The 26,127-nt window shown below is 42.3% G+C and carries 23 protein-coding genes; 8 read left to right on the top strand and 15 right to left on the bottom strand.

All coding sequences use genetic code 11. The annotated features are described in order from the left end of the window. Positions 1–40 precede the first annotated feature (40 nt). From ABWT76_RS06875 to ABWT76_RS06860, 4 genes are all read right to left on the bottom strand, one after another. Positions 41–1,021: an SMP-30/gluconolactonase/LRE family protein gene (locus ABWT76_RS06875; RefSeq protein WP_054466768.1), complete on the bottom strand. Its 981-nt coding sequence runs from the start codon at positions 1,019–1,021 to the stop codon at positions 41–43. 173 nt (positions 1,022–1,194) lie between these two features. Next, a complete protein-coding gene (gene nifJ / locus ABWT76_RS06870; protein WP_354635843.1) occupies positions 1,195–4,755 on the bottom strand; it encodes a pyruvate:ferredoxin (flavodoxin) oxidoreductase in 3,561 nt (1,186 codons plus the stop codon). Positions 4,756–5,615: 860 nt separating this feature from the next. Then, positions 5,616–5,843: a HypC/HybG/HupF family hydrogenase formation chaperone gene (locus ABWT76_RS06865; protein ID WP_054466764.1), complete on the bottom strand. Its 228-nt coding sequence runs from the start codon at positions 5,841–5,843 to the stop codon at positions 5,616–5,618. A 566-nt stretch (positions 5,844–6,409) separates the two neighbouring features. Continuing rightward, positions 6,410–6,631 (bottom strand): DUF4327 family protein, encoded by a 222-nt coding sequence (locus tag ABWT76_RS06860; RefSeq protein ID WP_054466796.1) that lies wholly within the window; start codon positions 6,629–6,631, stop codon positions 6,410–6,412. Positions 6,632–7,134: 503 nt separating this feature from the next. Between ABWT76_RS06860 and hypE the strand changes: the two genes are divergently transcribed. Further along, positions 7,135–8,178: a hydrogenase expression/formation protein HypE gene (hypE, locus tag ABWT76_RS06855; RefSeq protein ID WP_354635842.1), complete on the top strand. Its 1,044-nt coding sequence runs from the start codon at positions 7,135–7,137 to the stop codon at positions 8,176–8,178. A gap of 127 nt (positions 8,179–8,305) precedes the next feature. Here hypE and ABWT76_RS06850 read toward each other — a convergent pair whose 3' ends face one another. Beyond that, a complete protein-coding gene (locus tag ABWT76_RS06850; protein WP_190877777.1) occupies positions 8,306–9,346 on the bottom strand; it encodes an adenosine deaminase family protein in 1,041 nt (346 codons plus the stop codon). Between the two features lie 251 nt (positions 9,347–9,597). Here ABWT76_RS06850 and ABWT76_RS06845 point away from each other — a divergent pair, with 251 nt between their 5' ends. After that, positions 9,598–11,016 carry a hypothetical protein gene (locus ABWT76_RS06845; protein WP_354635841.1) on the top strand — a complete coding sequence of 473 codons (1,419 nt, stop codon included), beginning with the start codon at positions 9,598–9,600 and terminating at the stop codon, positions 11,014–11,016. A gap of 225 nt (positions 11,017–11,241) precedes the next feature. Here the strand turns inward: ABWT76_RS06845 and ABWT76_RS06840 are convergent, their stop codons facing one another. The 3 genes from ABWT76_RS06840 to ABWT76_RS06830 form a co-directional block, all read right to left on the bottom strand. Continuing rightward, the gene (locus ABWT76_RS06840; RefSeq protein ID WP_354635840.1) at positions 11,242–11,487 is read right to left on the bottom strand and encodes a hypothetical protein; all 246 of its coding nucleotides are present in this window, start codon (positions 11,485–11,487) and stop codon (positions 11,242–11,244) included. A 413-nt stretch (positions 11,488–11,900) separates the two neighbouring features. After that, on the bottom strand, positions 11,901–12,113 hold the full coding sequence (locus tag ABWT76_RS06835) for a hypothetical protein (RefSeq protein WP_354635838.1): 213 nt from the start codon (positions 12,111–12,113) through the stop codon (positions 11,901–11,903). Positions 12,114–12,130: 17 nt separating this feature from the next. Further along, entirely contained in the window at positions 12,131–12,352 is a 222-nt protein-coding gene (locus ABWT76_RS06830) for a hypothetical protein (protein WP_354635837.1), read from the bottom strand. A gap of 305 nt (positions 12,353–12,657) precedes the next feature. Here ABWT76_RS06830 and ABWT76_RS06825 point away from each other — a divergent pair, with 305 nt between their 5' ends. Further along, positions 12,658–12,972 (top strand): hypothetical protein, encoded by a 315-nt coding sequence (locus ABWT76_RS06825; protein WP_354635836.1) that lies wholly within the window; start codon positions 12,658–12,660, stop codon positions 12,970–12,972. Here ABWT76_RS06825 and ABWT76_RS06820 read toward each other — a convergent pair. From ABWT76_RS06820 to ABWT76_RS06810, 3 genes are all read right to left on the bottom strand, one after another. Further along, on the bottom strand, positions 12,969–15,041 hold the full coding sequence (locus ABWT76_RS06820) for a DUF1036 domain-containing protein (protein ID WP_354635834.1): 2,073 nt from the start codon (positions 15,039–15,041) through the stop codon (positions 12,969–12,971). The genes ABWT76_RS06825 and ABWT76_RS06820 overlap by 4 nt on opposite strands. A gap of 8 nt (positions 15,042–15,049) precedes the next feature. Then, the gene (locus ABWT76_RS06815) at positions 15,050–16,462 is read right to left on the bottom strand and encodes a hypothetical protein (protein ID WP_354635833.1); all 1,413 of its coding nucleotides are present in this window, start codon (positions 16,460–16,462) and stop codon (positions 15,050–15,052) included. Positions 16,463–16,636: 174 nt separating this feature from the next. After that, positions 16,637–17,488, bottom strand: coding sequence for a vWA domain-containing protein (locus ABWT76_RS06810; RefSeq protein WP_354635832.1), 852 nt, complete (start codon positions 17,486–17,488; stop codon positions 16,637–16,639). A 238-nt stretch (positions 17,489–17,726) separates the two neighbouring features. Here ABWT76_RS06810 and ABWT76_RS06805 point away from each other — a divergent pair, with 238 nt between their 5' ends. The 3 genes from ABWT76_RS06805 to ABWT76_RS06795 all read left to right on the top strand — a co-directional run bounded on the left by ABWT76_RS06805 (position 17,727) and on the right by ABWT76_RS06795 (position 19,105). Then, complete coding sequence (locus ABWT76_RS06805; protein WP_190877793.1) at positions 17,727–18,236, top strand: helix-turn-helix domain-containing protein; 510 nt, start codon at positions 17,727–17,729, stop codon at positions 18,234–18,236. 86 nt (positions 18,237–18,322) lie between these two features. Next, the gene (locus ABWT76_RS06800; protein ID WP_354635831.1) at positions 18,323–18,781 is read left to right on the top strand and encodes a DUF29 domain-containing protein; all 459 of its coding nucleotides are present in this window, start codon (positions 18,323–18,325) and stop codon (positions 18,779–18,781) included. A 69-nt stretch (positions 18,782–18,850) separates the two neighbouring features. Next, positions 18,851–19,105, top strand: coding sequence for a hypothetical protein (locus ABWT76_RS06795; protein ID WP_354635830.1), 255 nt, complete (start codon positions 18,851–18,853; stop codon positions 19,103–19,105). A gap of 83 nt (positions 19,106–19,188) precedes the next feature. Here ABWT76_RS06795 and ABWT76_RS06790 read toward each other — a convergent pair whose 3' ends face one another. Together ABWT76_RS06790 and ABWT76_RS06785 are read right to left on the bottom strand one after the other, a co-directional pair. After that, entirely contained in the window at positions 19,189–19,464 is a 276-nt protein-coding gene (locus ABWT76_RS06790) for a DUF2442 domain-containing protein (RefSeq protein ID WP_354635829.1), read from the bottom strand. 61 nt (positions 19,465–19,525) lie between these two features. Next, a complete protein-coding gene (locus ABWT76_RS06785; protein WP_354636389.1) occupies positions 19,526–19,594 on the bottom strand; it encodes a hypothetical protein in 69 nt (22 codons plus the stop codon). Here ABWT76_RS06785 and ABWT76_RS06780 point away from each other — a divergent pair. Further along, positions 19,580–19,711 (top strand): hypothetical protein, encoded by a 132-nt coding sequence (locus ABWT76_RS06780; protein ID WP_354636458.1) that lies wholly within the window; start codon positions 19,580–19,582, stop codon positions 19,709–19,711. The genes ABWT76_RS06785 and ABWT76_RS06780 overlap by 15 nt on opposite strands. A gap of 267 nt (positions 19,712–19,978) precedes the next feature. Here ABWT76_RS06780 and ABWT76_RS06775 read toward each other — a convergent pair whose 3' ends face one another. Next, positions 19,979–22,894 carry a WD40 repeat domain-containing protein gene (locus ABWT76_RS06775; protein ID WP_354635827.1) on the bottom strand — a complete coding sequence of 972 codons (2,916 nt, stop codon included), beginning with the start codon at positions 22,892–22,894 and terminating at the stop codon, positions 19,979–19,981. Between the two features lie 160 nt (positions 22,895–23,054). Between ABWT76_RS06775 and ABWT76_RS06770 the strand changes: the two genes are divergently transcribed. After that, positions 23,055–24,146, top strand: a complete 1,092-nt coding sequence (locus ABWT76_RS06770) for an endo-1,4-beta-xylanase (protein WP_354635826.1) — start codon at positions 23,055–23,057, stop codon at positions 24,144–24,146. A gap of 289 nt (positions 24,147–24,435) precedes the next feature. Here the strand turns inward: ABWT76_RS06770 and ABWT76_RS06765 are convergent, their stop codons facing one another. Next, positions 24,436–25,917 (bottom strand): methyl-accepting chemotaxis protein, encoded by a 1,482-nt coding sequence (locus ABWT76_RS06765; RefSeq protein ID WP_054466751.1) that lies wholly within the window; start codon positions 25,915–25,917, stop codon positions 24,436–24,438. Positions 25,918–26,127 lie beyond the last annotated feature (210 nt).

Here is a 26,127-nt window from a genome sequence, read left to right as displayed (position 1 = left end):
TCTGAACCCACATCAAACAACAAACAACAAACAACATTACTTAATGCCAATGGCGCATGGGTAAACCGGGAATTGGCGACTCAAAAGTAATTAAATGGGGCATAATTAAAGAACCCACATACACCGTTTTTAAGTCCGATCCGGCAAAAGTCACGCTAGTAGGAAATGGCCAATTTTCTCCGGCGCAAGCGAAGATATCTTCTGGCTTTAATTGATTGGCTTCTAGGTTGGTGACAGCATTTTTTAATGCATCCGGTTTTACCTCTTCAAAAACGACGTGATAATCGCCATCAGGAGTGAGAATTCCTAACCCATTGCGTAGGGGAGTTGTAATCCAAAGATTGCCTTCGATATCAAAGGTGAAACCATCGACCCAAGCACCGTAATCCAGAGGATCGGGTCCAAAGACTTCGCGCGAGCCCAAACTGCCATCAGGGTTAACTGGAAAACGCAGGATCCGCGATTTCATGGTTTCTGCCACATAGAGATATTCTTCATTGGCATCCAGGCGAATTTCATTCGTAAAATAAATGCCATCGGCAACCATGCGGACCCCGTTTTCATCCATCAGCAGAATATACCCATCGGGACGGGGATTAATCGCTGCCGCAACCCAGGGCAAGGTGCGAGTAGAAACTGATAACCAGAGGCGATCGCGCCGGTCGATAAACACAAAATTCGGAGATCCCAGGGGTTTGCCTTCAAACTCACTTAGGAGTACCTCCTCCGTGCCGTCGGGATATAGCTTGTAAAACTTCCCATCGCCGATATTCGCCACATAAAGATTGCCCCTACGATGCTTGTCCCGATGACGATCCATTGCCAGACCATTGGGTTCAGCACCCATGTGACCGATCGCGGTTTGGGTGCCATCTGCGTCAATGCGAGTGACAGCCGCTTGCCGATCTGACACCCAGAGAGTGCCGTCCTTAGTGGCAATGATGCTTTCGGGACGGTGCAAATTTTGGCCAAAAAAGCGTAACTGGTCTGGGTTGAGTCGGAAATCTTTGATGTTGGTCATAGTTTTTGGGTTATTGAAAAGAAACCGGGTTTTTTCGATACGTTTTGTTGGTTAAGCAAGATGTGGGATAAAAACCCGGTTTCTGAACCCTTCGTTCTTCGTTCTTCGTTATTGGTGTCATCAAATAACAAACAACAAACAACTTTCCAACAAACAACATCACTTAACAACCACTACTGATGTCCGTTACCGTTACCATTTTCCAAAGACCGGGATGCTAGATATTCATAAACTTTCCAGCGATCGTCCACGTCTTGTTGGGCTTGTTTTTGCAGGACTTTAGCGGCTTCGGGCTTGCTCTTAGTCAGCATCTTGAAGCGGTTTTCTTGCAACAAAGAATCGGCCACTTTCTTCTTGGGTGAACGGCTATCCAATTGCAGTGGGTTGAGTCCTTGTTCTTTCAGGGCTGGATTATAGCGATACAGCAACCAGCGTCCGCTTTCTACCACTTCTTTCTGGTGACTCATAGCGGTGGTCATGTTAATGCCGTGAGCGATGCAATGGCTGTAGGCAATAATAATCGACGGGCCATCATAAGCTTCCGCTTCGATGAATGCTTTCAGGGTATGTTCATCCCGTGCCCCCATAGCCACCGATGCTACATAGATATTGCCGTAGGTCATCATCATCATGCCCAGGTCTTTCTTGGGACTGGGTTTGCCACCAGCGGCAAACTTGGCCACAGCGCCGCGAGGAGTGGCTTTAGAAGATTGTCCGCCGGTATTGGAATAAACTTCCGTATCCATGACCAGAACATTCACGTTATGGCCACTGGCGAGTACATGGTCTAAACCACCGTAGCCAATATCATAAGCCCAGCCGTCACCACCGAGAATCCAGACGGATTTCTTGACTAGATAATCCGCTAAACTGAGAAGCTGTTTGGCGTCGGGAGAATTGATTTGTTGCAGTTTTTCTTTCAGGGCGGCTACTCGTTCCCGTTGTTCCCAGATGTCCGCTTCAGATTTTTGGGTGTTGTTGAGGATATCCCGGACGAGATTATCTCCCACTTCACCACCGAGTTTGACTAATAATTCCCCGGCAAATTGGGCAAATTTGTTGACGGTTAGGCGGAAGCCCAGGCCAAATTCGGCGTTATCTTCAAATAAGCTGTTCGACCAGGTTGGGCCACGTCCGTCTGCGTTTTGCGCCCAGGGGGTGGTGGGCAGGTTGCCGCCGTAAATGGAGGAGCAGCCGGTGGCGTTGGCGACAATCATGCGATCGCCAAATAATTGGGAAATTAATTTCACATAAGGAGTTTCCCCACAACCGGCACAAGCACCAGAGAACTCAAATAAGGGTTCTTGCCATTGTTGTTGGCGAATGCGATCGATATGCAGTTGTTGGCGATCGGGATTGGGCAACTTCAAGAAGAATTCCCAGTTTTCCGCCTCTGGTTGACGCAAGGGCAACTGCTCTGCCATGTTAATCGCCTTGCGGGAAGGTTGCGCCTTATTCTTCGCAGGGCAAACATCCACACAAATACCGCATCCCGTGCAATCTTCTGGGGCTACCTGGATGGTGAACTTGGTTCCGGCAAAGTCTTTATCTTTAGTATCTGTGAACTTAAAGGTGGCCGGGGCATTAGCTAACTGGCTTTCATCGTAAGCTTTGCCGCGAATCACCGCGTGGGGGCAAACCATGATGCACTTGCCACATTGGACGCAAACATCTGGATCCCAAACGGGAATTTCTTCCGCCAGGTTGCGTTTTTCCCATTTAGCGGTGCCGGTGGGATAGGTGCCGTCGCAAGGTAAAGCACTCACGGGCAGGTCTTCCCCTTCTTTGATCAGCATTTTGGCTTCGACTTCGCGCACAAAATCTGGGGCGAGAGGCGAAACTGCCGGGGGACGTTTGATGGTGCTGGTGACATCACCGATATTGACTTCAAATAGGTTGTCCAGGGTGTTGTCAACCGCTTGCAGGTTGACTCGGACGATTTCTTCCCCTTTCTTGCCGTAGGTCTTTTTAATCGCTTTCTTGATTTGCGCGATCGCCTCTTCCCGTGGCAACACATTGGACAGGGCAAAGAAGCACACCTGCATAATCGTATTAATCCGTCCGGCCATGCCATTTTCACGGGCAACTTTGTTGGCATTAATGACGAATAATTTCAGATTCTTGCGAACAATATCTTCTTGGACTTCAATGGGTAATTGATCCCACACTTCATCGGGTCCAAACGGACTATTCAGCAGGAAGGTTGCCCCTTGACCAGCGGAGCGTAAGACATCAAATTTTTCCAGGAAAATCCACTGGTGACAGCCGACAAAATTGGCTTGTTCAATGAGGTAAATAGAGCGAATCGGATTCGGGCCAAAGCGCAAGTGAGAAACCGTCATTGCCCCAGATTTCTTGGAGTCATAGACGAAATAACCTTGAGCGTAATTATCGGTTTCTTCCCCAATAATCTTAATCGAGTTTTTGTTGGCCCCAACGGTGCCATCAGCCCCCAAACCGTAGAACATAGCCTTGACCACGTTATCCGGTTCTACGGAGAATTTCGGGTCATAAGCAATGGAAGTATGGCCGAGGTCGTCGTTAATGCCAATGGTGAAATGATTCTTTGGCTTATCTTGGGCCAAATTATCAAATACCCCTTTGGCCATCGCCGCGTTAAATTCTTTAGAAGATAGACCATAGCGACCGCCAACCACTTTGGGCATTGGGCCTTCCCATGCTTCGTTCAGGGCAGTCACCACATCTAAATAGAGGGGTTCTCCAGCAGATCCTGGTTCTTTGGTGCGATCGAGCACGGCAATTTTCTTGACGGTTTTTGGCAGTTCAGCTACTAACCGTTGGGCGTCTAACGGGCGATACAAACGCACTTTCAGCACACCAACTTTTTCGCCTTTAGCGGTTAAATAATCCACCAATTCGTGAGTGGTTTCCCCACCGCAACCCATCACCACAATCACACGGTCGGCATCGGGTGCGCCTTCATACTGATAAATCTTATATTGACGCCCGGTTAGTTCCGCAAATTTGTCCATTGCTTTCTGGACAATATCGGGACAAGCATCGTAGAACGGGTTGACAGTTTCACGGGCTTGGAAATAGATATCCGGGTTTTGAGCCGTACCGCGCAACACGGGACGGTCTGGGGTCATGCCACGGGCCCGGTGAGCTAATACCAAATCATCATCAATCATTGCCCGCAGAACGCTCTCGTCGAGCAGTTCCACTTTTTGCACTTCGTGGGAAATGCGGAAGCCTTCAAAGAAGTGAATAAAAGGCACCCGCGATTCTAAAGTTGCGGCTTGGGCAATTAAAGCCATGTCTTGGGCTTCTTGTACCGAACCGGAACTCAGCAGGGCAATTCCCGTTGCCCGCACTGCCATCACGTCGCTGTGATCGCCGAAAATTGACAGCCCTTGGGCCGCAAGCGATCGCGCCGCCACATGGATCACCGCGCTGGTCAGTTCACCGGCAATCTTGTACAAGTTGGGGATCATTAATAATAATCCCTGAGATGCGGTGAAGGTGGTAGTCATTGCCCCGCCTTGCAAGGCACCGTGAACGGTTCCCGCTGCCCCGGCTTCGGATTGCATTTCCATCACCGTGGGAATAGTGCCCCATAAGTTGGGACGACCTTGTGACATCCAATCATCGGCCCATTCACCCATTGGTGAGGAGGGTGTGATGGGATAAATGGCAATCACTTCATTAAGCTTGTAGGCAACGCGGGCGACTGCCTCGTTCCCGTCTAGGGTTGCATAAGTTCGTGTAGTCATACTTATTTCAACTTGATTGTGAGTCTCTCAGAATTTTTGGGTCGATCTGTCTGTTGAGTTCTGGGGCTTTTTTTGGATATTTTTTGGGTATTTATGTTGAATTTGCCCCAATGAATCTTGTGAAAAACGACCGATTGTGGTGGGACTGTAAAGGTTACATATTCCCGGTTTATTTCCCTGATTCAGATTCACCCGATTTATCGGTGATTTTGTTTTTAAATTTATTGGGCTTGTTGGGCGCGTGAATCAGGCAATTTCTTATTTTTTTAAGGGCGTTAGAGATATTTTTATGGACAACTCCCACTCCATAGTTCTTACTTTTATTATTCTATAACTGATTTGGGGATTTTCCGAGAAATTTAATGTTTTCTAATGATTCTTCAATTATGATCGGTTTTTGTTAAGAAATATGAATCTTTCCCGTGGTTCAGTCTGACCCCATTGCCCAAAAAATGATGAGATTGTTGGGATCCCTGGGTTTGAGAGAAATTGCTGAGAAAATATTAATATTAATATTAATATTAATATTTGTGAATATTCAATGGGCATCTAGAACCGATGAAAATCCAGGAAAAGGGAAATTTACCCGTTTTCCTGGTGTTTACCTGCTTGTTTCCCTGCTTGTTTGCCTGCCAGTCTGGAAAATATTTTGATCAGTCTCGCTGACTTAGGCATCTTGTGAGTAAATCTTGATTTACGACTGATTTACGGCTCTACTTTCCCCCGATCGCGATCGCGGCTAAAACCAGGCAAATTTAGCCCTAAACCAGTTTGGGATCGCGGATAATGCCTAAGAGCATTTTTTGATCTAATCTTAATCAAAAATTATCTAACCTTTACCATTGCTTAAACTTGATGGGTTAACTGGCTAGTTTTTTTAAGTCGTCTAAAGTTTGTTGAGCTTCTTCTTCATCGATGAGACTAATGGCGAAGCCTACATGAATAATAGCATAATCTCCGACTTTCGCTTGAGGAACATAAGCCAGACTGACATTTTTGAGAACCCCACCAAAGCTGACTTTCCCAGAACGCATTAGTGGATCTTCCCCGGTAATACTGATAATTTTCCCTGGTACAGCTAAACACATAATTTTCTCGTTGTTTTCTTGGTTAAATGTTGTAAGTTGGAAATAAATTTTTGTGATATTTATTTCCAAAATAACTTAATCTCTCTTGAATATATTCTTTAGATAGCGCATCAGATAGCGCATCAGATAGCGCCATCCCCAATAGATTAACTACCGGGCAGAGCGGAGGTCAGGGTGAAAATATGAGGGTTCAGGTGACTGGGTTGGGTTAATTAAATTAGGAGCGATCGCTTCCAGGAGAGACGCTACTTTATTTTAGCATTGGGTCTAGAAATATGGCTAAAATTTCCGATTAATTTTATATTTGCTTATATTTGCCAGATTGGTCTATATTTTGTTTGGCTGGATTTGGGGATGGGATTGCGGGAAATCGCCCTAAATAAACTGCCTTAAATAACCTAAAATAAAAATAGCCAAACTTTGCGGGTTTGACTTGATGAGTATATTTGATTGGTGAACCCGTCATCGGGGATTTTTTTCCTGATAATGATTGTCCTGCCCCACACCCCTTGATGGTTGTGACTAATTCACAATAGCCTTGAGTTAAGTCTTGAGTTAGTCTTGAGTTAGTCTTCGTACCAATCTTCTCGACCCATTAGGTCAATAATTCTATCTCTGAGTAAAAATCCGTGATTTTCTAACTCTCTCTCCACCTCTTGCCATTCTCTAACCGGGATATATTGACAAATATTGTAAATTGACTGCCGACGGCTGATTAATTTTTTGTTAACCAAATCGCGGACTTCTTCCTTAATCACATCGATGGAGTATCGAACGGATGGAATCATCATTATTTTCCTTCTCCATTAAATGATTCGCGAATATTAGATTGAAAGCTTTTGACCCTTGAGCTTGACCTAACTATCACTGTCAATTCTAAGCCATATCCCTGGTGGAAGCTGGGGTGGGAAAACTGGGAACCTTTAACAGCAAAGGGTTTGAAGTTATTAAATTCAGATTTTCCGATCGACAAGTTGCATCAGGTCAAAATCTCTGTGCAAAAAGAGATGTTGTACTCGATACAATTCTAAGTCCAATGGTGTTTTTGACTTTGACTCGTTGATTTTTTTTAACAATTGCTGCGAAGTGCGTTCGCGAAGCGTCCCGTAGGGAGTCGCACCTGGACTCGATCCCCTGGACTTGGGGTAAGTTTCTTGCCCTAATGGGAAAGATGCGATCGCTCACTGACGCAATTGTGAATAATCGGCAATCCAAGGGTTAAAATTTGGGACTGAGTATTGCCAACCTAATACCAAGATAAATATATCTATTTATATAGATACAGATATATATGCCAGAGTACACCCGCACCTGTCCGATTCCGATTCAGCAATATCCTCATATCCTCTTAGCCCACGGGGGCGGTGGTAAGCTGATGCATCAATTAATTGAAAAGATGTTTATCTCCACCTTTGGGGATGATAGCCACATTCCCCATGACGCCACTGTGTTGACTCTGCCCACCCAGAAAATAGCCATGACCACGGACTCCTATGTGGTGCGTCCGCTATTTTTTCCCGGAGGGGATATTGGTTCATTAGCCATTCACGGCACGGTGAATGATTTGGCGATGGCTGGAGCCCGTCCGCTTTATTTAACCGTTGGGTTGATTTTAGAAGAAGGACTCCCTATGGAAACCCTCTGGCGGATTGTCCAATCGATGCAGCAAGCGGCCGAAAATGCTGGGGTGAAGATTGTTACTGGCGATACCAAAGTGGTTGACAAAGGTAAAGGGGACGGAATTTTTATCAATACCGCAGGGGTGGGAATTGTTGAACATTCCCTGGCGATCGCGCCCGGTTCCGTGCAACCAGGGGATATTTTATTAGTGAATGGCGACCTGGGACGGCATGGCATCGCGATTATGGCCCTGCGGGAAGGATTGGATTTTGAAACCGAGATCGAAAGTGATTCTGCCCCGGTTGCGGATTTAGTTGGTCAACTTTTACAAGCGGGCATTGAAATTCATTGTTTGCGAGATTTGACTCGCGGGGGTTTAGCCAGCACTTTAAATGAAATTGCTGAGGCGGCAGGTTTTGAGATTTCTATTGATGAATTGGCGATTCCGGTGCGGGAAGATGTGCAAGGGGCTTGTGAATTGTTAGGATTTGACCCCCTTTATGTGGCCAATGAAGGAAGATTTGTGGCTTTTGTCGCCCCTGCGGATGCCCAGAAAGCTTTGGAAATTATGCGATCGCACCCCTTGGGAATCAATGCCAGTCAAATTGGTTCCGTGAGTGCAACCGCGAATTCTTTGGTGAAGCTGAAAAGTAGAATTGGTGCTCAACGGATTCTGGATATGCTCAGTGGCGAACAGCTTCCCCGAATTTGCTAAATCAAGGCTGTAAGTAGTCGGGCAGAAATAAATGCACCACAGACCATATCAGAAAAAACCTGTCATTCCCGCGAAGGCGGGAATCCAAAGCCTATCGGCGGGGAACAAAAAGTGCAATTAATTATGTTCACCTACTTATAGGCTGGAAATTCTGATAAGCTGCTGCCCAGGTATCTAATTGACGATGCAATTCATGCCGCGAGTCAGCATCGGCGATCGCACAATTAAAAGCGTTACGAGTCCAACGCACTAAATCTGCGATCGCCACACCTCTTTCTGTCACTAATCGCACCATTTCATCAGTTAAATGAACTCCAAATAAACTCGGATCGTCCGAGTTCACGGTGACAGCAACCCCAACCGCATCTAAGGCTAAAATCGGATGGTCATCATACCGCTGAATATTGCCTAACTTTTCGTTAGAACTCGGACACATTTCTAACACAATATCTCGCTCAATTAATAACTGGATTAACTCCGCATCTTCCATAGCCGAAGTGCCGTGACCAATTTGAGTCACCCCTAACCCTGTCACCGCCGCCCGAATACTTGCAGGTCTATCCATTTCTCCCGCATGGGCTTTGATTTTTTTGCCTGCTGCTTGGGCTAGTTCAAAAGCCTCTCGGAATAAATCAGCGCGAGTTTCTGGGGTTTCAAACCCATGAAGATCGAACCCTGAAATTATAGAATAATTAAGTAATTGCTTGACAATTTTACTGGCTATTTCTGGTGGTTTATTCCGACTAATACCCGCAATTAATTTAATCATAAAACCTTGTTGATTAGCTCGATTTATTGCATTTTCTAATAAAAATAAAACCTCTTCAAGGTTATGATTAACTCGCTGAATACTTAAGATACTAAAATTTAGTTCCACATAGCGAATATTTTGTTGAATTAAAGAGTCAATCGCCGCATCGATTAATTCTGCATAGCCATTGGGGGTGCGTAACCACGGGTGAATATAACTGGTAAAGCCATTGAGGAATTCTTGAAAATTATTAAATCTAAATTCAGGATGATACAAAGGAGAAATTTCTGGCAAGGTTTCTCCGTAATGTCGAGCAAATGCTTGGCGAATACTTGACCAGTGGGGGGTTGCTTCTAGGTGCAGATGTAGTTCTGCTTTGGGCATTTCATTGATGATTTGTTTCAGGTTTTTTTGCATATTTTTTGTTGGTTGTTGGTTGTTGGTTGTTGGTTGTTGGTTGTTTGTTGTTTGTTGGTTGTTGTTGGTTGGTTGGTTGGGGTGTAATTGATAATTGATAATTGATAATTGATAATTGATCTATTTAATTGTCAATTGTCAATTATCAATTGTTAATTGTTTTCCCCCACACCCAAACCTCCCGATATTTTGCCAAAAGTCTAGAATATATCAGTCATCGCCATGATTAAAGAACTGCGAGGCGTCTGATTATGTATTCAGATTTTCAAGGGATTCCTAATTTGCCAGATTTGACCCATCCGAATGAATTGATGGAATTTGGGTCACAAATTATGAAAATTTCCTTAAATTTAGCCATTTTTATGGCATTTTTGGGGTTGGTCATTGCTGTGATTAATTTTTCCATAAAACGGCGATTCCGCGAGAGCGGATCGCTGCGCGAAGCGCCGGAAGAACCGACCCTTTCTCTGCAACAATGGGTGGAAAATTATTTCCGAATATTAGATAAATTTCCTCATCTGGTACTGGTTTTGATTTTGGTTACGGGGGGATTTTTTCTTTGTTCCACTTTGGCAAATCGTTATCATCATTGGGAACAGCAACGAGTTCAGCAGGTAGCGGCTACAGTATCAGGCGATCGCCTAGAACAACCTGTCCCAAAAATTCGCTACACCGTGGTTGAACCATATTTTTACTATAACTGGGTGGATGGCAAACAGGTAAAAGTGGAGTCGGAACAAATTCTTAACCGATATATGGCGATCGCTTCTTCAAACATTGATGTCACCATCAACCAAAGCACTGACGTGCAGAAAAAAAATAGTGCCATTTATATCGTAGACTTCAAAGCGGAATATCAATTTGTTAACCAACTCAAACAAGCGCAAGATTTTTTCTTTGAATTTAACCCTCCCTACGGTTACACTTTATTGCAAAACTTTAAAGTGGAAAAAGATGGGCAGCTATTACCACAAATTAACCCCGGAGACTATGGCTTTCCCTTTCGGTTAGGAGCGGGTGAATCTGCCACATTTAAGGTAGGATATAAAGCCCAAGGAGGGCCAAGGTGGGTCTATAATTCGCAAGGAGAGTCTTTGGCGAAATTTCAGTTAAGTGCATTGGCGAATTTCTCTAAAGCTGACTTTGCTAGTGGCATTATTCCCACGGAAACTAAGAACGAACGCAATGGGACTCGCTTTACTTGGGTATTTGAAGATAATGTATCCGTGAAAAATCCTTTTGGGGTATTTACTGCCACAGATAGCGTCAAAAATACCGGCATTTTACCCCGACTATTATTGTTAGCACCCGCCGTATTTTTGTGGTGGATTATGCTATTGTATTTCTCGGTTAATCTGAGTTTACGGGATGTAGCGATCGCTGGGGGACTATTCTTTGCCTGCTTACTAACTTTGACCTATTTAAGTCGCTCAATAGATGTTAAGTTAGCTTGGAGTATGATTTCACTGGTAATGTTAGCATTAGTCTGGGGTTTAGGTAAAAATAAATCTGCCAAATTAGCGGCAATTGTGGCGACGATCGCCGGGGGAGTTTTGCCAATTTGGGGGTTAATTGTTACATACAGTGGCATCACTCTTAGTCTTGCGGGTTTACTTTCTGCTATCTGGTTAGCGGTGCATCATTGGTATCAGATAAACCCTAAAACTTAAGACATAAAGAAAAACCCAGAAACCGGGTTTCTTTAGACCATCTTTGTCCCAGAAACCGGGTTTCTTCAGATAACCTTTGCCACTAACCAACAACTCTTATAGAAACCCGGTTTCTTGCCCCGGTTTCTTGCTTGCTGACAACTTGTGAGCCCCAGTCAGGGCGAAGCATTCCGGTATATAGGTTATTGGTTTTACCCCAATATTTACTGCCGGAATGCTTCGCCCCTACGGATATAATCCCCAGAAACCGGGTTTCTTTAAACTATCTTTGCCACTCAACCAACGTACACATAGAAACCCGGTTTCTTGCTTGCTGGCAACTTGTGAACCCCAGTCAGGGCGAAGCATTCCGGTATATAGGTTATTGGTTTTACCCCAATATTTACTGCCGGAATGCTTCGCCCCTACGAATATAATCCCCAGAAACCGGGTTTCTTTAGACCATCTTTGCCACTCAAGCAACGTGCTCATAGAAACCCGGTTTCTTGTTGGCTGACAAATTTGTAAGGGCGAAGCATTCCGGTATATAGGTTATTGGTTTTACCTCGATATTTACTGCCGGAATGCTTCGCCCCTACGAATATAATCCCCAGAAACCGGGTTTCTTTAGACCATTTTTGTCACCCAACCAAGAAACCGGGTTTCTTTAAGAAACCCGGTTTCTGACCCGGTTTCTTTTATTTAAACGGATTAATAATCGTCAGTTGCTCAGAAACAATTAACCCATGCTGCATATCTTCAGAATAGAGAGTATCTGCACCACCGGCTAAGGCACTAGCGACAATCAGACTATCCCAAAAAGAGAGATTATATTGAGTGCGTAAATCAGAAGCGGTAACGATAATATTGTAATCAATCTCAATTACAATACAACCCTGGTAAAATTATTGAATAATTTTTTTTAGTTGAATTTCACTTATTTTCGCTTTTTTGATTAAAACAGCAGAGACTTCATTAATCACTTGTGTACTAATCAAAATGCTATCTGAATTAGTCAGGTTAGAGGCGATATTATGCTTTCTAATTTCTTCAGAATTATCGCCGTCTGGATCGAATAAAAAACGATATAACCATATATTTGAATCAAAAAAAATCATCGGGAAATTTGACATAACTATAGTGAGTGAATTTCATCTCGTGTTAACTGGCGAATACCGGGAACTGAAATAGGATTTTGAGTTAATTCAGCAATGATGCCTGTTTGAGGGATTCTTTTTGGCGGTTTGACAACAATTACTGTCACCTCTTGTTCTTCTCTTAACTCCTGTTTATATTCTTCTGGTATTTCGATAATACCCTGCTTAATTTTTGTTTTAAATTCAACGGAATTAGCCATTTTGTATTCTCCTAGAATATTGCCGATAGATCGGGGACAAACTACAACCTGTCCCGAACCGCGCCCGCTAGAATCCACAAAGACTCTGTAGCGAATACTACTAAACCACTCTATAATTTTAACACAATTACTCTAACCAATAAGCGCTCCGAACAAACCCCAGAAACCGGGTTTCTTCAGATAATCTTTGCCACTCACCCCAGAAACCGGGTTTCTTTAGACAACCTTTGCCACTAACCCCAGAAACCGGGTTTCTTTAGATAACCTTTGCCACCAACAAACAAATGTCATAGAAACCCGGTTTCTTGCCCCGGTTTCTTGCCCCGGTTTCTTGCCCCGGTTTCTTGTTTGCTGGCAACGACAATGCGATCGCTCACGAGTTGCCAGGGCGAAGCATTCCGGTATATAGGTTATTGGTTTTACCCCGATATTTCCTGCCGGAATGCTTCGCCCCTACGGATATAATCCCCAGAAACCGGGTTTCTTTAGACCATCTTTGCTACCCCACCGAAGTGCTCATAGAAACCCGGTTTCTTGCCCCGGTTTCTTGCTTGCTGACAAAGACAATGCGCGATCGCTCAAAGCTTTATAATAGACCGATCAAAAAAATTATCTACTAAAAATTCCAAGTATTTGTTCCAGGTGATACAGAAAACTCACTCATGCTTACTCTTTTTTGATTAATGCCACTACAACTCACTGTGTCACTTTCAGAAATGCTGAATATATCAACTATATTTATACAGAAAGAATATTTTCCGCTTCCCCATTCACGTTCACCCCGATTATAACTTCCATAGACATATAGATTACCATGATAGTTTTGACTCACAGTAACTTGGCTACATTCTCCTGATTTAATAGGATACCAGCCGTGAGATAAAAATCCTGTTTCATTCCAGTAAGTGAATGCAGCATATATTGTTTTATCAAAATTTTTATTACAAAAATTAACATAAGTATATTTTTCAAATTCATTAATCCGACGTTGCAGAGAATTTTTGTCCTCTTCTAACTGCTTTTTTTTCTCTTCTAACTGCTTTTTTTCCTTTTCTAACTGCGTTTTGGTAGTCTCTAAATTACTAATTCTCTGTTCTCTTTCATTGATACTCGTCTCCGTATTCTCTTGCATTTTATTAATTAACTCATCCAAGTCACGGGAAACCAAGGGTTTTTCATCCTCAATCATCTCGCCCAAATTTTCTAACTCCTTATCAAGAGAGTACGATGATAAGTCCCATCGACCAGAGGGAAGATTATTCTGTCTTCTGATTTGCTCAATTTGCCTAATTAGCTGATTCCTCTCTTGATATTGAATAAAAGATAGACCGGCTAAAGCGGTAGCAATGATGGTGCTAGTTATGGCAAATTTTTTGATAATATTTAATTGTTGTCCTTGTTTCCATAATTCTGTCTTAGCATTACCAAGTTTTTGAGTGAGTGATTGATTCTCATTTTCAAGCTTTTGTATAGACAAACTAGGATTATTGGGCTGAATGCGACCTGATTGTTGAGAAGAACCTGTAAAGATATTGGTTACATCTTGAGTTTGAGATGAACTGTTATTCTGTGATTGAGTTCCTCCCAAATTTGGGGAAAAACCCGTAAAAATACTGGTTACATCTTGAGTTTGAGATGAACCTACTGGCGGTGGCGGATTTACTGGTGGTTGTGGTGGTGCATTTTTGATAAATATGTCTGTTATATCTATAGGATCATCGGGTTTTAATGCTATAGCTAGACAGGGAATATCTTGAATACTTTTAACTTGACAAATTGCTCTAAAACTATCGGTTACATCTGAAGATAGTACAGATAAATCATCAAAAACTTGTGCTTGATGTGGCTGGTCAAAGTCATTTCGAGAAAATAGTAAGCGTTCTGTATTGTCTAAATTATAAGTTTTCCATAAACTGGGGCTTTTCGCCAATGCAATAATCGAAATCCAAATTACCCATTGAGAGAAAAAGTCTATCTCCAAGCACTGTTTTTGTAAAGAATCTCTCAAAGGATGCTGATAACCCAATATTCCTTTTATTTCATCATCAATACTATTGCCATCTTGAAGAAAATACAGGCTATCATAATCAATCAGCTTAATGTTAATCCTGCCATTTTGTTCGTCAATCAAAATATTCCCATGTTGTAAATCTCCATGAGCTATACCAGCATTATATAATTGTTCTGATAATTGTAACCAAGCTTCAGCTAATTCTAATAAACGCTGTTGATTGCTGATATTATCTTTAATAAACGTTTTTAAATCTTTCCCTTCTACCCATTCCATGCGTACAATAGGATAAATTTGTCCATTGACTCGAATTCCTTGATCGAGAAAAGTAAAATCAATAAAATAATCAGCACAAGGGATAGTTTTTAAGCGTTGAGAGACTTTTTTATAATGACTATCAAACGTTGATGTACTTTGATTAAAGCATCTTACAGCCCATATTTTTTTAGGCGAAAAAGTCTGATACTTAAATACACAAGCAAATCCTCCTGATGCTGACCAGGGTTGTTTAATATTCGGATTAGCGGGATGAGGAATTTTGAAAGCTTCGCCATTAACTAATATCGAGTCAAGGTCTGTTTCTACTTTAGTATTTGGGTCTTTCTTTTTAAAGGCAACCTTGGGATTATTAATCGCTGTAGCATAATCACTTTTTGTAGGATAAATTCGGGGAGCCATAAATTTTTCTATTCACCTAATTTTACCTGGATTTCAATTAACGACGAAGAAGCTTCTGCGTCAGACTGAGAGTATTTATATGTTCCTGGTAATAAATAACCTACTTCATTCTTTTGGACATCTTTAGTTTTGATATATAAAATTACAGGGGGGTGAGATTTAGGAATTGTCAAAGTTTTTTGTTGTGAATCAATCCATTTAGGATCGGTAGGGCGATCAACTGATGTCGGAAGCTCAACTAAAAATTGGTACTCTAGATCATTGGAAGGTAAGATATTTTGATCGTTTATAATTTTTCTCCAAACAAAACCCGCGATCTGAGTTGTATTTTTATTCTGATCATTTAGATAGACCGGAATTAATATGCGATTCAAGTCATTATTTTGATAAACCTTGCGTAAATTGGTCGTATTAACTAAATTTGTAAACAAATTTAATCCAGAAAATGATAAGATTAAAGCTGTACTTAAAATAACACATATTCTTAGTTGTTTTAATAATTTATTTGTTGTATTTTCATCTGGTTTAACTGGAGGATTATCAGATAAATCAACAGGATTTGATTGATTTATGGAATTGTCTTTTCCAGATGGATGAGAAATCTGATTATTTCCTGGGGGGATCCTTTTTTGATTTTTTCTCTGGGGAATTGACATGACTTTCAATCGTAAAAAAGTTGTATCGTCGTTTTCTATGAGTTTATCCGATCTCAAGTTTTCAATTAGTTTAGCAAATTCCTCTTGATCTGATAATGTAAGTAATTTAACCCATCTCTTACCTTGAGATTCTAAGTCTTTAAGTATCCATTCTGCTAAAGCATCTGTTGCCAACAAAAAAATATCATTTTTACCATAAGAACCATTAGAAAACAGAGGCGGAGGAGAATTATATTGAGAAAGACTATGAACAGCATCGGTGACTGAAGAAAAATCCTCGTATCTAGTCATGGGAAAAGGGATAATTCCCTGAGAATTAGCTTTAACTTGAAATAGACAGCTATCGCCGATCGCTAGACATTCCCAATAGGTATTGCCACTTGGATCGGGAGTATGTAATTTTAAGCCAACAAACGTTGATGAACCAAAATTTTTATTTTGAGTTGCTTTACGATACCACTCAACAGTAGCATCTTGTTGAATAGCTTGATAATATTGAAACCATTCATGTTGTAAAGGCTTTAACCATTTTTGCCAGTTTTTGCATATTTCCTGAATTGAGTTGCCCGAATCCTCGCAAAATTTTTTGACCAGAATATCAGCCCATCTTCGAGGATAAAGAGAAGATGATGCTCCATCTGCGATCGCTACCATTGTCCGATCGTCGCTGAAATAAAAAGCATCTTGTATATCTTCAGGGTTTTCTTTTATTTTGGGTAGCGTGAAAGTAACAATCTCAATGCAGTTATTATTTTGTTGAATCATTTTCCCTACATAGCCTTAATCAAATCAACAAATTTATAGAAAAATCACTCAAAAGCCTTCTATTTTGAGCAAAATTACTTTTTGATTCTCCCTTTTAAATATCAAATAATCTCAAATAGGGAGAATCAAAACAGTTACAGTTTAATAAAAGTTAACATTGTTAACATTCTATTGTTAGCGTAACTTCGCTTTAGTACCGATATCTAAGAGACGAATCATAGTTTCTGCATCAGCATTATAGACAAACCCTCGTGAACCCGCAGAAACCTCAAATCCAACGGCTGAAGCTCTTTCTAACATTACAGGAGGTAACTCACTAGAAATATCAAATAAAAACTGTGCATAATTATCACCATTTGGCAAGTCACTTGCTGAAGGTGGTAATTCCACTCGCGCTGCTCTTTTAGATGTAATATGTGCATTGAGGACTAAAACTTTGCCGTCATTAGTTCCCAATTGTTTGAGTTTCAAAGCCGCAGTTTTTGCACTAGATTGATCGTTAGGTTCACCATCAGTAATATTAATCACCACTGGCGGAAAACTATTTGGATGGTTCTTACTCCAGTCATTGGCTAGTTGATCAGCCATTTCAAATGCTTGTGTCATGGGTGTTCCACCACTGTCAATCGGCTCAATCCAGACAGGAAATGGCTCATTCTGTTCTACTAAGCCACCGGCGCCATCAGAAACTTTAACTTTCAATGTCTCCACTCGCAAAGCATTTTTCGCCAACTCTTGCATATTCACAATGGGCTTATTAGCTAAGTTGCCAGTAAAAGCATTGTAAGCGCGATCGCCTGAGTTCCCATAGCCGATTACGGAAATATCGCATCGGTTTTTAATGGTTTCACCGGATACACAAGCCATACCCAGTTCTCGAAGTACCCGATTAACCGCTTTAGCGCACTCCTGGGCTTTAGTGCCTCCTGCATTCCCGCCAAAAGGATCTCCCATTGAGCCTGACTGGTCAATCAGAATTATTATATATCCTGGGTTTTCGCCGCTAAGAGGGACAGTGTATGCCATAACTTTGTCAATTTTTTCCAAAAAATATTTGCCAAGCCACGTAATAAAAGCATCCACAGCACAGCCCCAAGGCTCTCAATACCTTATGGTGTAGCCTTTTGAGCGGTTTTAGCTATTGCATAGGATTGTTACGCGATGGTATGCTATAATCAGAGTAAAATAACCCAGTTCTAAAAATCTACTGATTAACGTTAGGACTGGTGTTAGAGTTCTGTTAGCCAATTTCCCAACGCTTACTATGACTCAAGTGGATCAAATGTTTAGTCAAGCTGCCCAAGAATGGGATTTAGAAACCCTTTATGCTGACTTAGCCTCGGCCAAAGGAAAACATTTGACTCCCATTGAAAAAGCCCATTTAAGAGGTTTATTATCTGGCTATAGTCCCTCAGCAATTGCGGAAAAATTAGATAAAATTCCCAGAGGTGTAGAGGCGGATTTATGTGCCACTATTTATAAATATGTGAAATTTCTGTTGGACAAAGTAGACGAAAAGGTGGAGAATTGGCGGAAAATCTATGAATGGTTGGATGAGTCGGGGTATAAATCTGCACCTCCTCAAGTTCCCGTGCAAAGTTTATTACCCGATCAAAGCGTTATTCATATTACTACTGTCAATATTGAGCAACATCAAATCGTTTTTAAGTTTAATTTGAGCATCCCCACATCTGAAGTTCCTGAGTTAGCGATCCAAGAAACCTTAAAAACTGAAAAGCTGAGTGAGAAAAACGGTAAAATAGTCTCGGAATAATGTCGATATATTGATATTTTTTTGCCAAATTGTTATAATAATTATTTTAAACTTAATTAAATATAGATAATCTCAAGGAAATGGCAATGCTGACTAAACAAGATTGGGATTGGTTAGCAGTTTGCTCTCATTATCAAACTGCTGTGACAGTACAGACACTTCTCAAAGAAGGAAAATCGATGGAAGCAACGGAAGGTTTAGCATCTCTAATTGAAGCGATGGGAAGAACTGAAAAAAGAGCGGTAAAAACCCAGTTAATTCGCTTAATGCTTCACGTTATTAAGTGGAAATGTCAACCAGAGAAACGCACTTCAAGCTGGGCTATTAGTATTCGTTCAGCCCGTCGAGAAATTGAGGAAAGTCAAGAGGAAATGCCAAGTTTAAATCGGAATTTTATTGAGTCTATCTGGGATAAATGTTTTGATAATTCGGTGAAAGATGCCGAGGATGAAATGGGCAAAAAATGTCGATTAACCTCACTTTCTTGGTTAGAGGTTTTTGAGGAGGAATATATTTTACCCAAAGATAATCAAGCTGATTTGTAAATCATTTGTGCCAGGGCGAAGCATTCCGGTATATAGGTTATTGGTTGTAACCCGATATTGACTGCCGGAATGCTTCGCCCCTACAAATATAATCCCCAGAAACCGGGTTTCTTTAGACCATCTTTGTCACCCAACCTAGTAGGGGCGAATGGCCATTCGCCCCTACTAGAAACCCGGTTTCTTGGCAAGCTGGCAACTCGTGAACCCCAGTCAGGGCGAAGCATTCCGGTATATAGGTTATTGGTTTTACCCCGATATTTACTGCCGGAATGCTTCGCCCCTACGGATATAATATGTGCCAGGGCGAAGCATTCCGGTATATAGGTTATTGGTTTTACTCCGATATTGACTGCCGGAATGCTTCGCCCCTACGAATCGGCTGTAACGATTTGCTTGAGTGCAAATTATTATCGGGCTGAGTGAGAAAATATCGGCTCTACAGTTTTTTCTTCCGGCTGACTGGTGAGGTAGAGGGTATCCGCACTAAAATCTTGTTCGTGAGGCCATTGAATGCTGCCAAAGCTAAGTTTTACTTGTTGAAAATATTCAATGTTTTGAAGTTCGGTGAATATGCCTTTGTTAAGATAAGGAGTCACATCAAAACGACGAATTTCGCCATTGCTAAAAGTCAGGCGAAGTTGATAAGATTCCAAGGGTTCTACTTGAAGAACTTTGGGAGACATATAATTACTCCTGATTACTGGAGGGGGTTGATTTTGAATATTTCTTGCCCATTGACTGCAATTACAGATCATCTTGATAGGTGACGTGGATGTGTGGGGATTGATGTTTTTGGTTATGAAAGTAGTACATCATCACGATCACACCATAAAACATGGAAATTACTGGCATAAAGATCGGTTTTGGGCAAGAATGTATGCTTTCTATTGTACGCGATCGCCCTTAGTCCCAGAAACCGGGTTTCTTTAGACCATCTTTGCCACCCAAACCCAGAAACCGGGTTTCTTCAGATAACCTTTGCCACTAACCAACAACTCTTATAGAAACCCGGTTTCTTGCCCCGGTTTCTTGCTTGGTTGCAACGAGAGCGCGATCGCCTACGAGTTGAGAGCATTTCATGTTTACCAGGGCGAAGCATTCCGGTATATAGGTTATTGCTTGTAATCCGATATTTACTGCCGGAAATATCACGCCCATACAAATATATTTACTTATTTGCGGAATCGCCCCTTGTGATTAAAACATATTGAACTGTGCTAGGGTTTGATGGGTTGCTTGAGTTAGTAATGGACGCCAATGAGCAATAATTTTTTTCAGGATGATTTTTTCCGGCAGGGGGATATTTGTTTGGGCGATTAATTCGGTATCGAGTTCTTGCAGCAGAATCATCCCATAAGCGATCGCGCTTAATTTTTGAACTGCATCTGTGGTAGGTTGATTCATCGATATCTTGGCTATATCTGCTAAACGAATTAAAGCCTGAATTACTGCTGGTCGAATGGCGTCCCCCCATAGGGGGGCAGTGTCGCCCCTTTGGGACGCAAAAAAATCGAACCGCGAACCTGGGGGTATATTTCCCAAGGGTTCGATCGCCTTAACCACCTCAGCCATATCTGCCAATTCTTGAACTTTCAAGCAAGTAGCCATTGCTTGAAAGGAAAGGGCAATTTCTGTGCCACCGGGATAGTCAATCAGACGATCATAAATTCTTTCATAATCCCGGATGTCCTTTGTGTCCTCTGTGTCTTTGTGGTTCAAAAATTCATAAAGCATTCCGGCAAATTGGGTTAAGGGAGTGGTGCGGTGGTGCCACCAAAACCCAATTAAAATCCGCAATTTTAACCAAACAATTCGGGAAATTAGGCGATCGATCCAATCGCTACTACAGTCAACCCAGCGTTGGTCGAGTTCGCCGAGGAGTAATTGTTGACGGCTGGGTAAAATGCGCCAATCTTGTTGACTGCTGGGAGTTGAAACGAATGCTTTTAATTCTGGATCGGTCAAAATGGCATAAATCAAATGTAGCGGGCTGTAATTTTTTCCATCATTTTCAGCGTTATGTAAGAATTTATGCAGGGCTTGGATAGCGAAAACTCTTTGAAAGGGGTTGCTGGCAACTTCGGCAATTAAACGTAGTCCAGAGATGGGGTCGCCCTTTGCAGTAAACGCCTGTAATCGCCGATATAGATATTTCTGAGTCCCCCACAAGGGAAAAATTTGTAGTTCATCCCATTCCACGGGATGTCCTTTGCCCCCCTTAGAAAAAATTTGAACGCTGCTATAGACAGACCAGGCAAGTTCAATGGGGTAAAATATGGCTCGCACTGCGCCAATTAAGACCAGTAAGTTGAATCGCAAACCAACAGTTATCCCGGTTTTTATGCCACTGTTTAGGCGAATTCGGGTAATGATTTGACTGTTACTTAATATAGTGGCTTCGAGGGCACCGATCGCAATCCCGACGATGAAAACTAGGGCGATGCTGCTGATTGGGGCGATCGCTTTTCTGCCGGTTAAATTAAACGCCACATTAAATAGCAATCCCAAGGAAATGGCAAACCCCGCATTAATCCACTGTGGATCTAGGGCCATCGCGCCGAATACTTCTCGGAATGAGGGGTTAACAGCGACCACATCGGCAGCTACGAACAGCCAAGTAAAGACGATGGTGCTGCCTAAAGCCAAAACCAGAATAGAGAAGAGGCTGCCCGCAATGCCAAAAGCCATCATCCCGATCGCCAAAATCAGGGCAATCAGAAATAGACCCGTGGCGATCGCGAAAATCATGGCGACATAAAAACCAATTCGGGCTAACTTGATGGTATTCTCCGCAGACTTGAGGGGAATTTCTTGACCGGACTTCCAATCCCAAACTTTCGGTCTGGCATCTCCTGACCCAGAAATTGCCCATTGACCATCGGGGGTTAATTGCACCGTTCGCACCCATTCCGTATGACCCTTGAGGGTATTTAATTCTTTTCCCTGTTGGAGATTCCAGACTTTTAAGGTATGGTCAGAAGAGGCGGAAATAGCTTGCTGACCATCAGGAGTCACCGCTACGGAATTCACCCAGCCTTGATGACCTGTGAGGGTATGCAAGAGTTTTCCGGTTTGCCAGTCCCAGACTTTTAAGGTGCGATCGGCTGACCCAGAAATTGCCAATTTCCCATCTGATGTCACCGCGATATCTTGGATGCTGTCCGTATGTCCGGTTAATGTCCGCAATTCTTTCCCGGATGCTAAATCCCACACTTTCAAAATCCCATCAACAGATCCGCTGAGGGCTTTGTTTCCGGGCAAAATCACCACTTTGTTCACCCCAACCTGATGACCGCTGAGGGTTTTGACTTCTTTGCCGGAGGAAATGTCCCAAACTTTTAAAGTTCTATCCTCGGAAGCGGAAATCACTTGTTTCTGATCCTCGGTCAAAACGATATCGTTCACCGAATTGGTATGACCTTCTAAAGTGAATAAGGCTTTACCGGAGTCCAGTTGCCAGATTTTGAGGGTTTGATCAGCGGCAGCGGAAATCGCCCGCTGACCATCCCCCAGAATCACCAGATCGTTGATCCAACGGCGATGACCTTCCAGGGTTTTCAGTTTTGTGCCAGATTTTAAATCCCAGACAATCAATTCGCTGTTACTGCCCCCGGAAACGATGCGTGTTCGATCTGAAGAGACGGCGATCGCATTAATTCCTCGATTCCCAGCCATTAAAGCATGACTCACAGCGCCGGTTGGCAAATCCCAAATTTTAATAGTAGACGAACTAAAACTACTACCAGTAGAAGCCGAGATAAATTGCGTAGAGGAAATTGGCGTCACGACATTCACCGAAGCAGTATGTCCTTGATCCGTAGCGAGGTTATAGAAACTGGCGATTAAACCGAGCAAAATTGTCAATAACAGCAAAGTAGCCCCGAACATCAGATAAAGGCGACGATATGCCTGCACTTTCCAGGTGCGCCAGAATTTGCCGAAGCCTCCTTGCGGATGCAGGTTCGGGGCAGCTTGATAGAAATAAGAATTTAAAGCCGTAGGCCGAAAAAATATCCAATAAGCCAGTAATAAATAATGGCGCGGGTTCAATGGATTGAATAATTTCGGCATTTCGCCGGAATAACAGGGAAAAATCGGTATCATCAAATGCATAAATGATCCTTAAGTGAAACGTTCGTTATGATGTCAGAGATTGCATTCTTAACCGCACATTGACTAGGAGTGCCGTTTCTGACAATGGTGCGACTCAATGGCGACAATGGTGCGACTATAGTATAACTATAACTACCAATATAACTACCAATAAAATATAATGAAACACCTATTTTTAATGCGGGTGGTAACGAAGGTGATTCTGTTGGCGATCGCCATTGCCTCTGTATGCTTAATTGCCAATCCAGTCCCCGGTACTCAACTAGAAATTCCCTCGACTTCCTTGCGGTCTTTGGCTAGTCAGCAAGGGTTTTTAATTGGGTCAGCGGTTGGGGATAAAATTTTAGAAAAAGATTGGCAATATCGAGAAGTTTTAGCCCGCGAGTTCAATAGCCTGACTACGGAAAATGAGGTGAAATTTATCATTGTACATCCAGAGCGCGATCGCTATGATTTTACTCGTCCTGATGCCCTGGTGAAGTTTGCTCAAGACCATAATATGACCATGCGTGGACACACAATTGTTTGGTTTCATTCCTTGCCCCGTTGGTTAACGGAAAATCAATTTACCAGAGATGAAATGAAAGAAATTCTCCGAGATCACATTCAAACTTTAGTCGGTCATTATCGCGGTCAAGTACAACATTGGGATGTAGTCAATGAACCCTTGGGATCTGATGGTTCCTTAAGAGATAACTTATGGATGCGAGCAATTGGCCCCGAATATATTGATTTAGCTTTTCGCTGGGCGCACGAAGCGGATCCAGACGCCAAGCTATATTTAAGTGAATATGGGGAAGGGCTGAATTCAAAAGCCGATTCCTTATATTTATTAGCCAAAGAATTAAAAGAACGTGGGGTGTCAATTGATGGGGTAGGATTTCAAACCCATATTGGCTTTCTTTCCGCCAATGACCCGAAAGAAGTGGCAGAAAATATGAAGCGTTTTAATGAGATTGGCTTAGAAATCGTGATTACGGAAATGGATGTTCCCGTGACACAGTTTTCGGGTACATTAGAGGAAAAATTAGCCCAACAAGCGGATATATATCGGTATTTTTTGAGGATTTGCTTGGAAGCGCCGAATTGTAACACTTTGAATATGTGGGGATTTACCGATCGCTATACTTGGCTAAAAAGTTTTTTAGGCACCGTGAAAGATCCGTTAATTTTTGATTTTAATTATCGCCCAAAACGGGCTTATTATGCCATGACCGAGGAGTTAAAGTCTCATTTAAATAAGTCTAATTAGGGTGTAGGGTGTGGGGTGTAGCCCTTCGGCAGGCTCAGGGTAAGAGGTGTAGGGTGTAGGGTTCGAGAGGGTGTAGGGTGTAGGGGAAGAAAGTGATGCATTCGTAGGGGCGAATGGCCATATAGCCTGACGGCATGGGCTTCGCAAGGACGCCCGTACAAGTGAAAAGTTATGCCTAAATATCACTATTCACTATTCACTATTCACTATTCACTATTCACTATTCACTTCTCCCCCCGATGGCGGCCGATGGCGGCCGATGGCGGCCCTACACCCTACACCCCTACAACTACACCAGAGCTTTCAAGGCTTGTGCTGCTTCATTCAACTGTTGGGTACTGGCTTTTGTTTGGGCAATACCCGTGGCAGTTTCTGCGGCTCCTTGGTTAATGCTGGTCATGGCTTCAACACTTTGTTGAATGGCGATCGCTTGTTGATTGGCATTAAAAGAAATTTGTTTGATATTCAAGGCAATTTCATTAATAGAATTAACCATTTTTTCCACCAGTTCTTTACCCTCTTCGCTAACACTAACTGTGGCATCTGTGCTTAGTTGAATATCTGCGGTCAGTCCATTAATTTGCTCGGCATATTTACCACTTTGATCCGCCAGTTTACGAATTTCCGTGGCAATGACCCCAAAGCCTTTCCCCTGATCTCCTGCTCGCACCGCTTCCACCGCCGCATTCAGGGCTAACATATTGGTTTGATTGGCCAATTGACTCACTACTCCAGCAATGCGATCGATTTGAGTCAGCTTTTCACTTAAACTCAGCACTTGTTGAGCAATTTGTTGAGATTTTTCCTTTAAGTTCGCTTCATGTTGAAACGTCATATTTTCCGCTTTATTGCTGCCAATGGCTAATATGAGTAAGCGATCGACATTTTGGGCTGCCGCTTCCGCTTGACCCGCAGCTTGTCGGGATGATGCCCCTAATTCATCCATTGTCGTGGTGGTTTGATTCACCGAAGCTGCTTGCTGGTTGGCAATGCGTTCGTGTTCTTCCACGGTCGCGGCAATTTGTGCCGAAGATGAACTAATGGTCAAAGCTGCGCGATCGATCGGTTGAATCACTTGTCGCAAAACAAACCAAATCATGCCACAAACCAGCATAAAAATACCCGTAGAAGTGGCGATCGTCAGTAAATTCGCTTGGATTTCTGCTTGATTGGCAATTTCTTGCCGTTCACCAATAATTTTATGTTGTTCTTCCTCCATCTTTTTCAGTTGGATTCGGATTTGATTTCTCGTATTTTTACTGGTGTTGTCCTGAACTGCTTTGAGAACCGTTGCGGTTTCATTATTTTTCTTAAGCTGAATCGTTGCCGCAATTTCACTTAATCTAATTTTTAGGATAGTTTCCACATCATCAAGTCGTTCAAGCTGGTTTGGATCTTTGATTAATAATCTTAAATCGCTAATCACTTTAGATATAGATTCATCGTAATCTTCATACTGAGTTAAATATTGCGTATTACCCGTCAACAAAAAACCCCGCTCATCGGTTTCTAATTCTAATATTTGACTGTCCAATAAGCGAATATTTGCCTTAACTTCATGGGCAGTATTCACCCAATCTATTGCATCAGAAATTCTCAATATGTTGGTTCGAGATATCATGGCACTGAACAGATTTAAACTGGCAATTATGCCTAAACCTATGGGAATAGTTTTCCCCAGTCGCCACTGATTTTTTTGGCGATTTTTTGTCAATAAATTTTTTTCATCTTCGGTAAATTTAATGATTTCATTTCTAGGAATAATCTGCATAATTGCTCATCTCCTGATTTTCAGATATATTCGATGCCATCTATATTTTTTTTCCCAGCAGGGATTATTCGCATTGAACCAGCGAAAATAAATAGAATAAATAGAGAATTAAGGAGCGTAATTTAGTTGAATTCGATCCTGATTAAATTATAACTTAAATTAGACAAATCTATAATATAAAATTTTTTTGCCGAAAAAATACCCTGCACT

Source organism: Planktothricoides raciborskii GIHE-MW2 (genome assembly GCF_040564635.1).
Classification (GTDB): domain Bacteria; phylum Cyanobacteriota; class Cyanobacteriia; order Cyanobacteriales; family Laspinemataceae; genus Planktothricoides; species Planktothricoides raciborskii.
Note: the sequence above shows the minus strand (reverse complement) of the source record. Positions and strands in the feature narration are given on the sequence as shown.

Excerpts from the sequence above, each read along its gene's own strand:
- ABWT76_RS06875 (WP_054466768.1), bottom strand. The coding sequence starts at position 1,021 with ATGACCAACATCAAAGATTTCCGACTCAACCCAGACCAGTTACGCTTT.
- nifJ (WP_354635843.1), bottom strand. The coding sequence starts at position 4,755 with ATGACTACACGAACTTATGCAACCCTAGACGGGAACGAGGCAGTCGCC.
- ABWT76_RS06865 (WP_054466764.1), bottom strand. The coding sequence starts at position 5,843 with ATGTGTTTAGCTGTACCAGGGAAAATTATCAGTATTACCGGGGAAGAT.
- ABWT76_RS06860 (WP_054466796.1), bottom strand. The coding sequence starts at position 6,631 with ATGATTCCATCCGTTCGATACTCCATCGATGTGATTAAGGAAGAAGTC.
- hypE (WP_354635842.1), top strand. The coding sequence starts at position 7,135 with ATGCCAGAGTACACCCGCACCTGTCCGATTCCGATTCAGCAATATCCT.
- ABWT76_RS06850 (WP_190877777.1), bottom strand. The coding sequence starts at position 9,346 with ATGCAAAAAAACCTGAAACAAATCATCAATGAAATGCCCAAAGCAGAA.
- ABWT76_RS06845 (WP_354635841.1), top strand. The coding sequence starts at position 9,598 with ATGTATTCAGATTTTCAAGGGATTCCTAATTTGCCAGATTTGACCCAT.
- ABWT76_RS06840 (WP_354635840.1), bottom strand. The coding sequence starts at position 11,487 with ATGAGCACGTTGCTTGAGTGGCAAAGATGGTCTAAAGAAACCCGGTTT.
- ABWT76_RS06835 (WP_354635838.1), bottom strand. The coding sequence starts at position 12,113 with ATGATTTTTTTTGATTCAAATATATGGTTATATCGTTTTTTATTCGAT.
- ABWT76_RS06830 (WP_354635837.1), bottom strand. The coding sequence starts at position 12,352 with ATGGCTAATTCCGTTGAATTTAAAACAAAAATTAAGCAGGGTATTATC.
- ABWT76_RS06820 (WP_354635834.1), bottom strand. The coding sequence starts at position 15,041 with ATGGCTCCCCGAATTTATCCTACAAAAAGTGATTATGCTACAGCGATT.
- ABWT76_RS06815 (WP_354635833.1), bottom strand. The coding sequence starts at position 16,462 with ATGATTCAACAAAATAATAACTGCATTGAGATTGTTACTTTCACGCTA.
- ABWT76_RS06810 (WP_354635832.1), bottom strand. The coding sequence starts at position 17,488 with ATGGCATACACTGTCCCTCTTAGCGGCGAAAACCCAGGATATATAATA.
- ABWT76_RS06805 (WP_190877793.1), top strand. The coding sequence starts at position 17,727 with ATGACTCAAGTGGATCAAATGTTTAGTCAAGCTGCCCAAGAATGGGAT.
- ABWT76_RS06800 (WP_354635831.1), top strand. The coding sequence starts at position 18,323 with ATGCTGACTAAACAAGATTGGGATTGGTTAGCAGTTTGCTCTCATTAT.
- ABWT76_RS06795 (WP_354635830.1), top strand. The coding sequence starts at position 18,851 with ATGCTTCGCCCCTACAAATATAATCCCCAGAAACCGGGTTTCTTTAGA.
- ABWT76_RS06790 (WP_354635829.1), bottom strand. The coding sequence starts at position 19,464 with ATGTCTCCCAAAGTTCTTCAAGTAGAACCCTTGGAATCTTATCAACTT.
- ABWT76_RS06780 (WP_354636458.1), top strand. The coding sequence starts at position 19,580 with ATGAAAGTAGTACATCATCACGATCACACCATAAAACATGGAAATTAC.
- ABWT76_RS06775 (WP_354635827.1), bottom strand. The coding sequence starts at position 22,894 with ATGCATTTGATGATACCGATTTTTCCCTGTTATTCCGGCGAAATGCCG.
- ABWT76_RS06770 (WP_354635826.1), top strand. The coding sequence starts at position 23,055 with ATGAAACACCTATTTTTAATGCGGGTGGTAACGAAGGTGATTCTGTTG.
- ABWT76_RS06765 (WP_054466751.1), bottom strand. The coding sequence starts at position 25,917 with ATGCAGATTATTCCTAGAAATGAAATCATTAAATTTACCGAAGATGAA.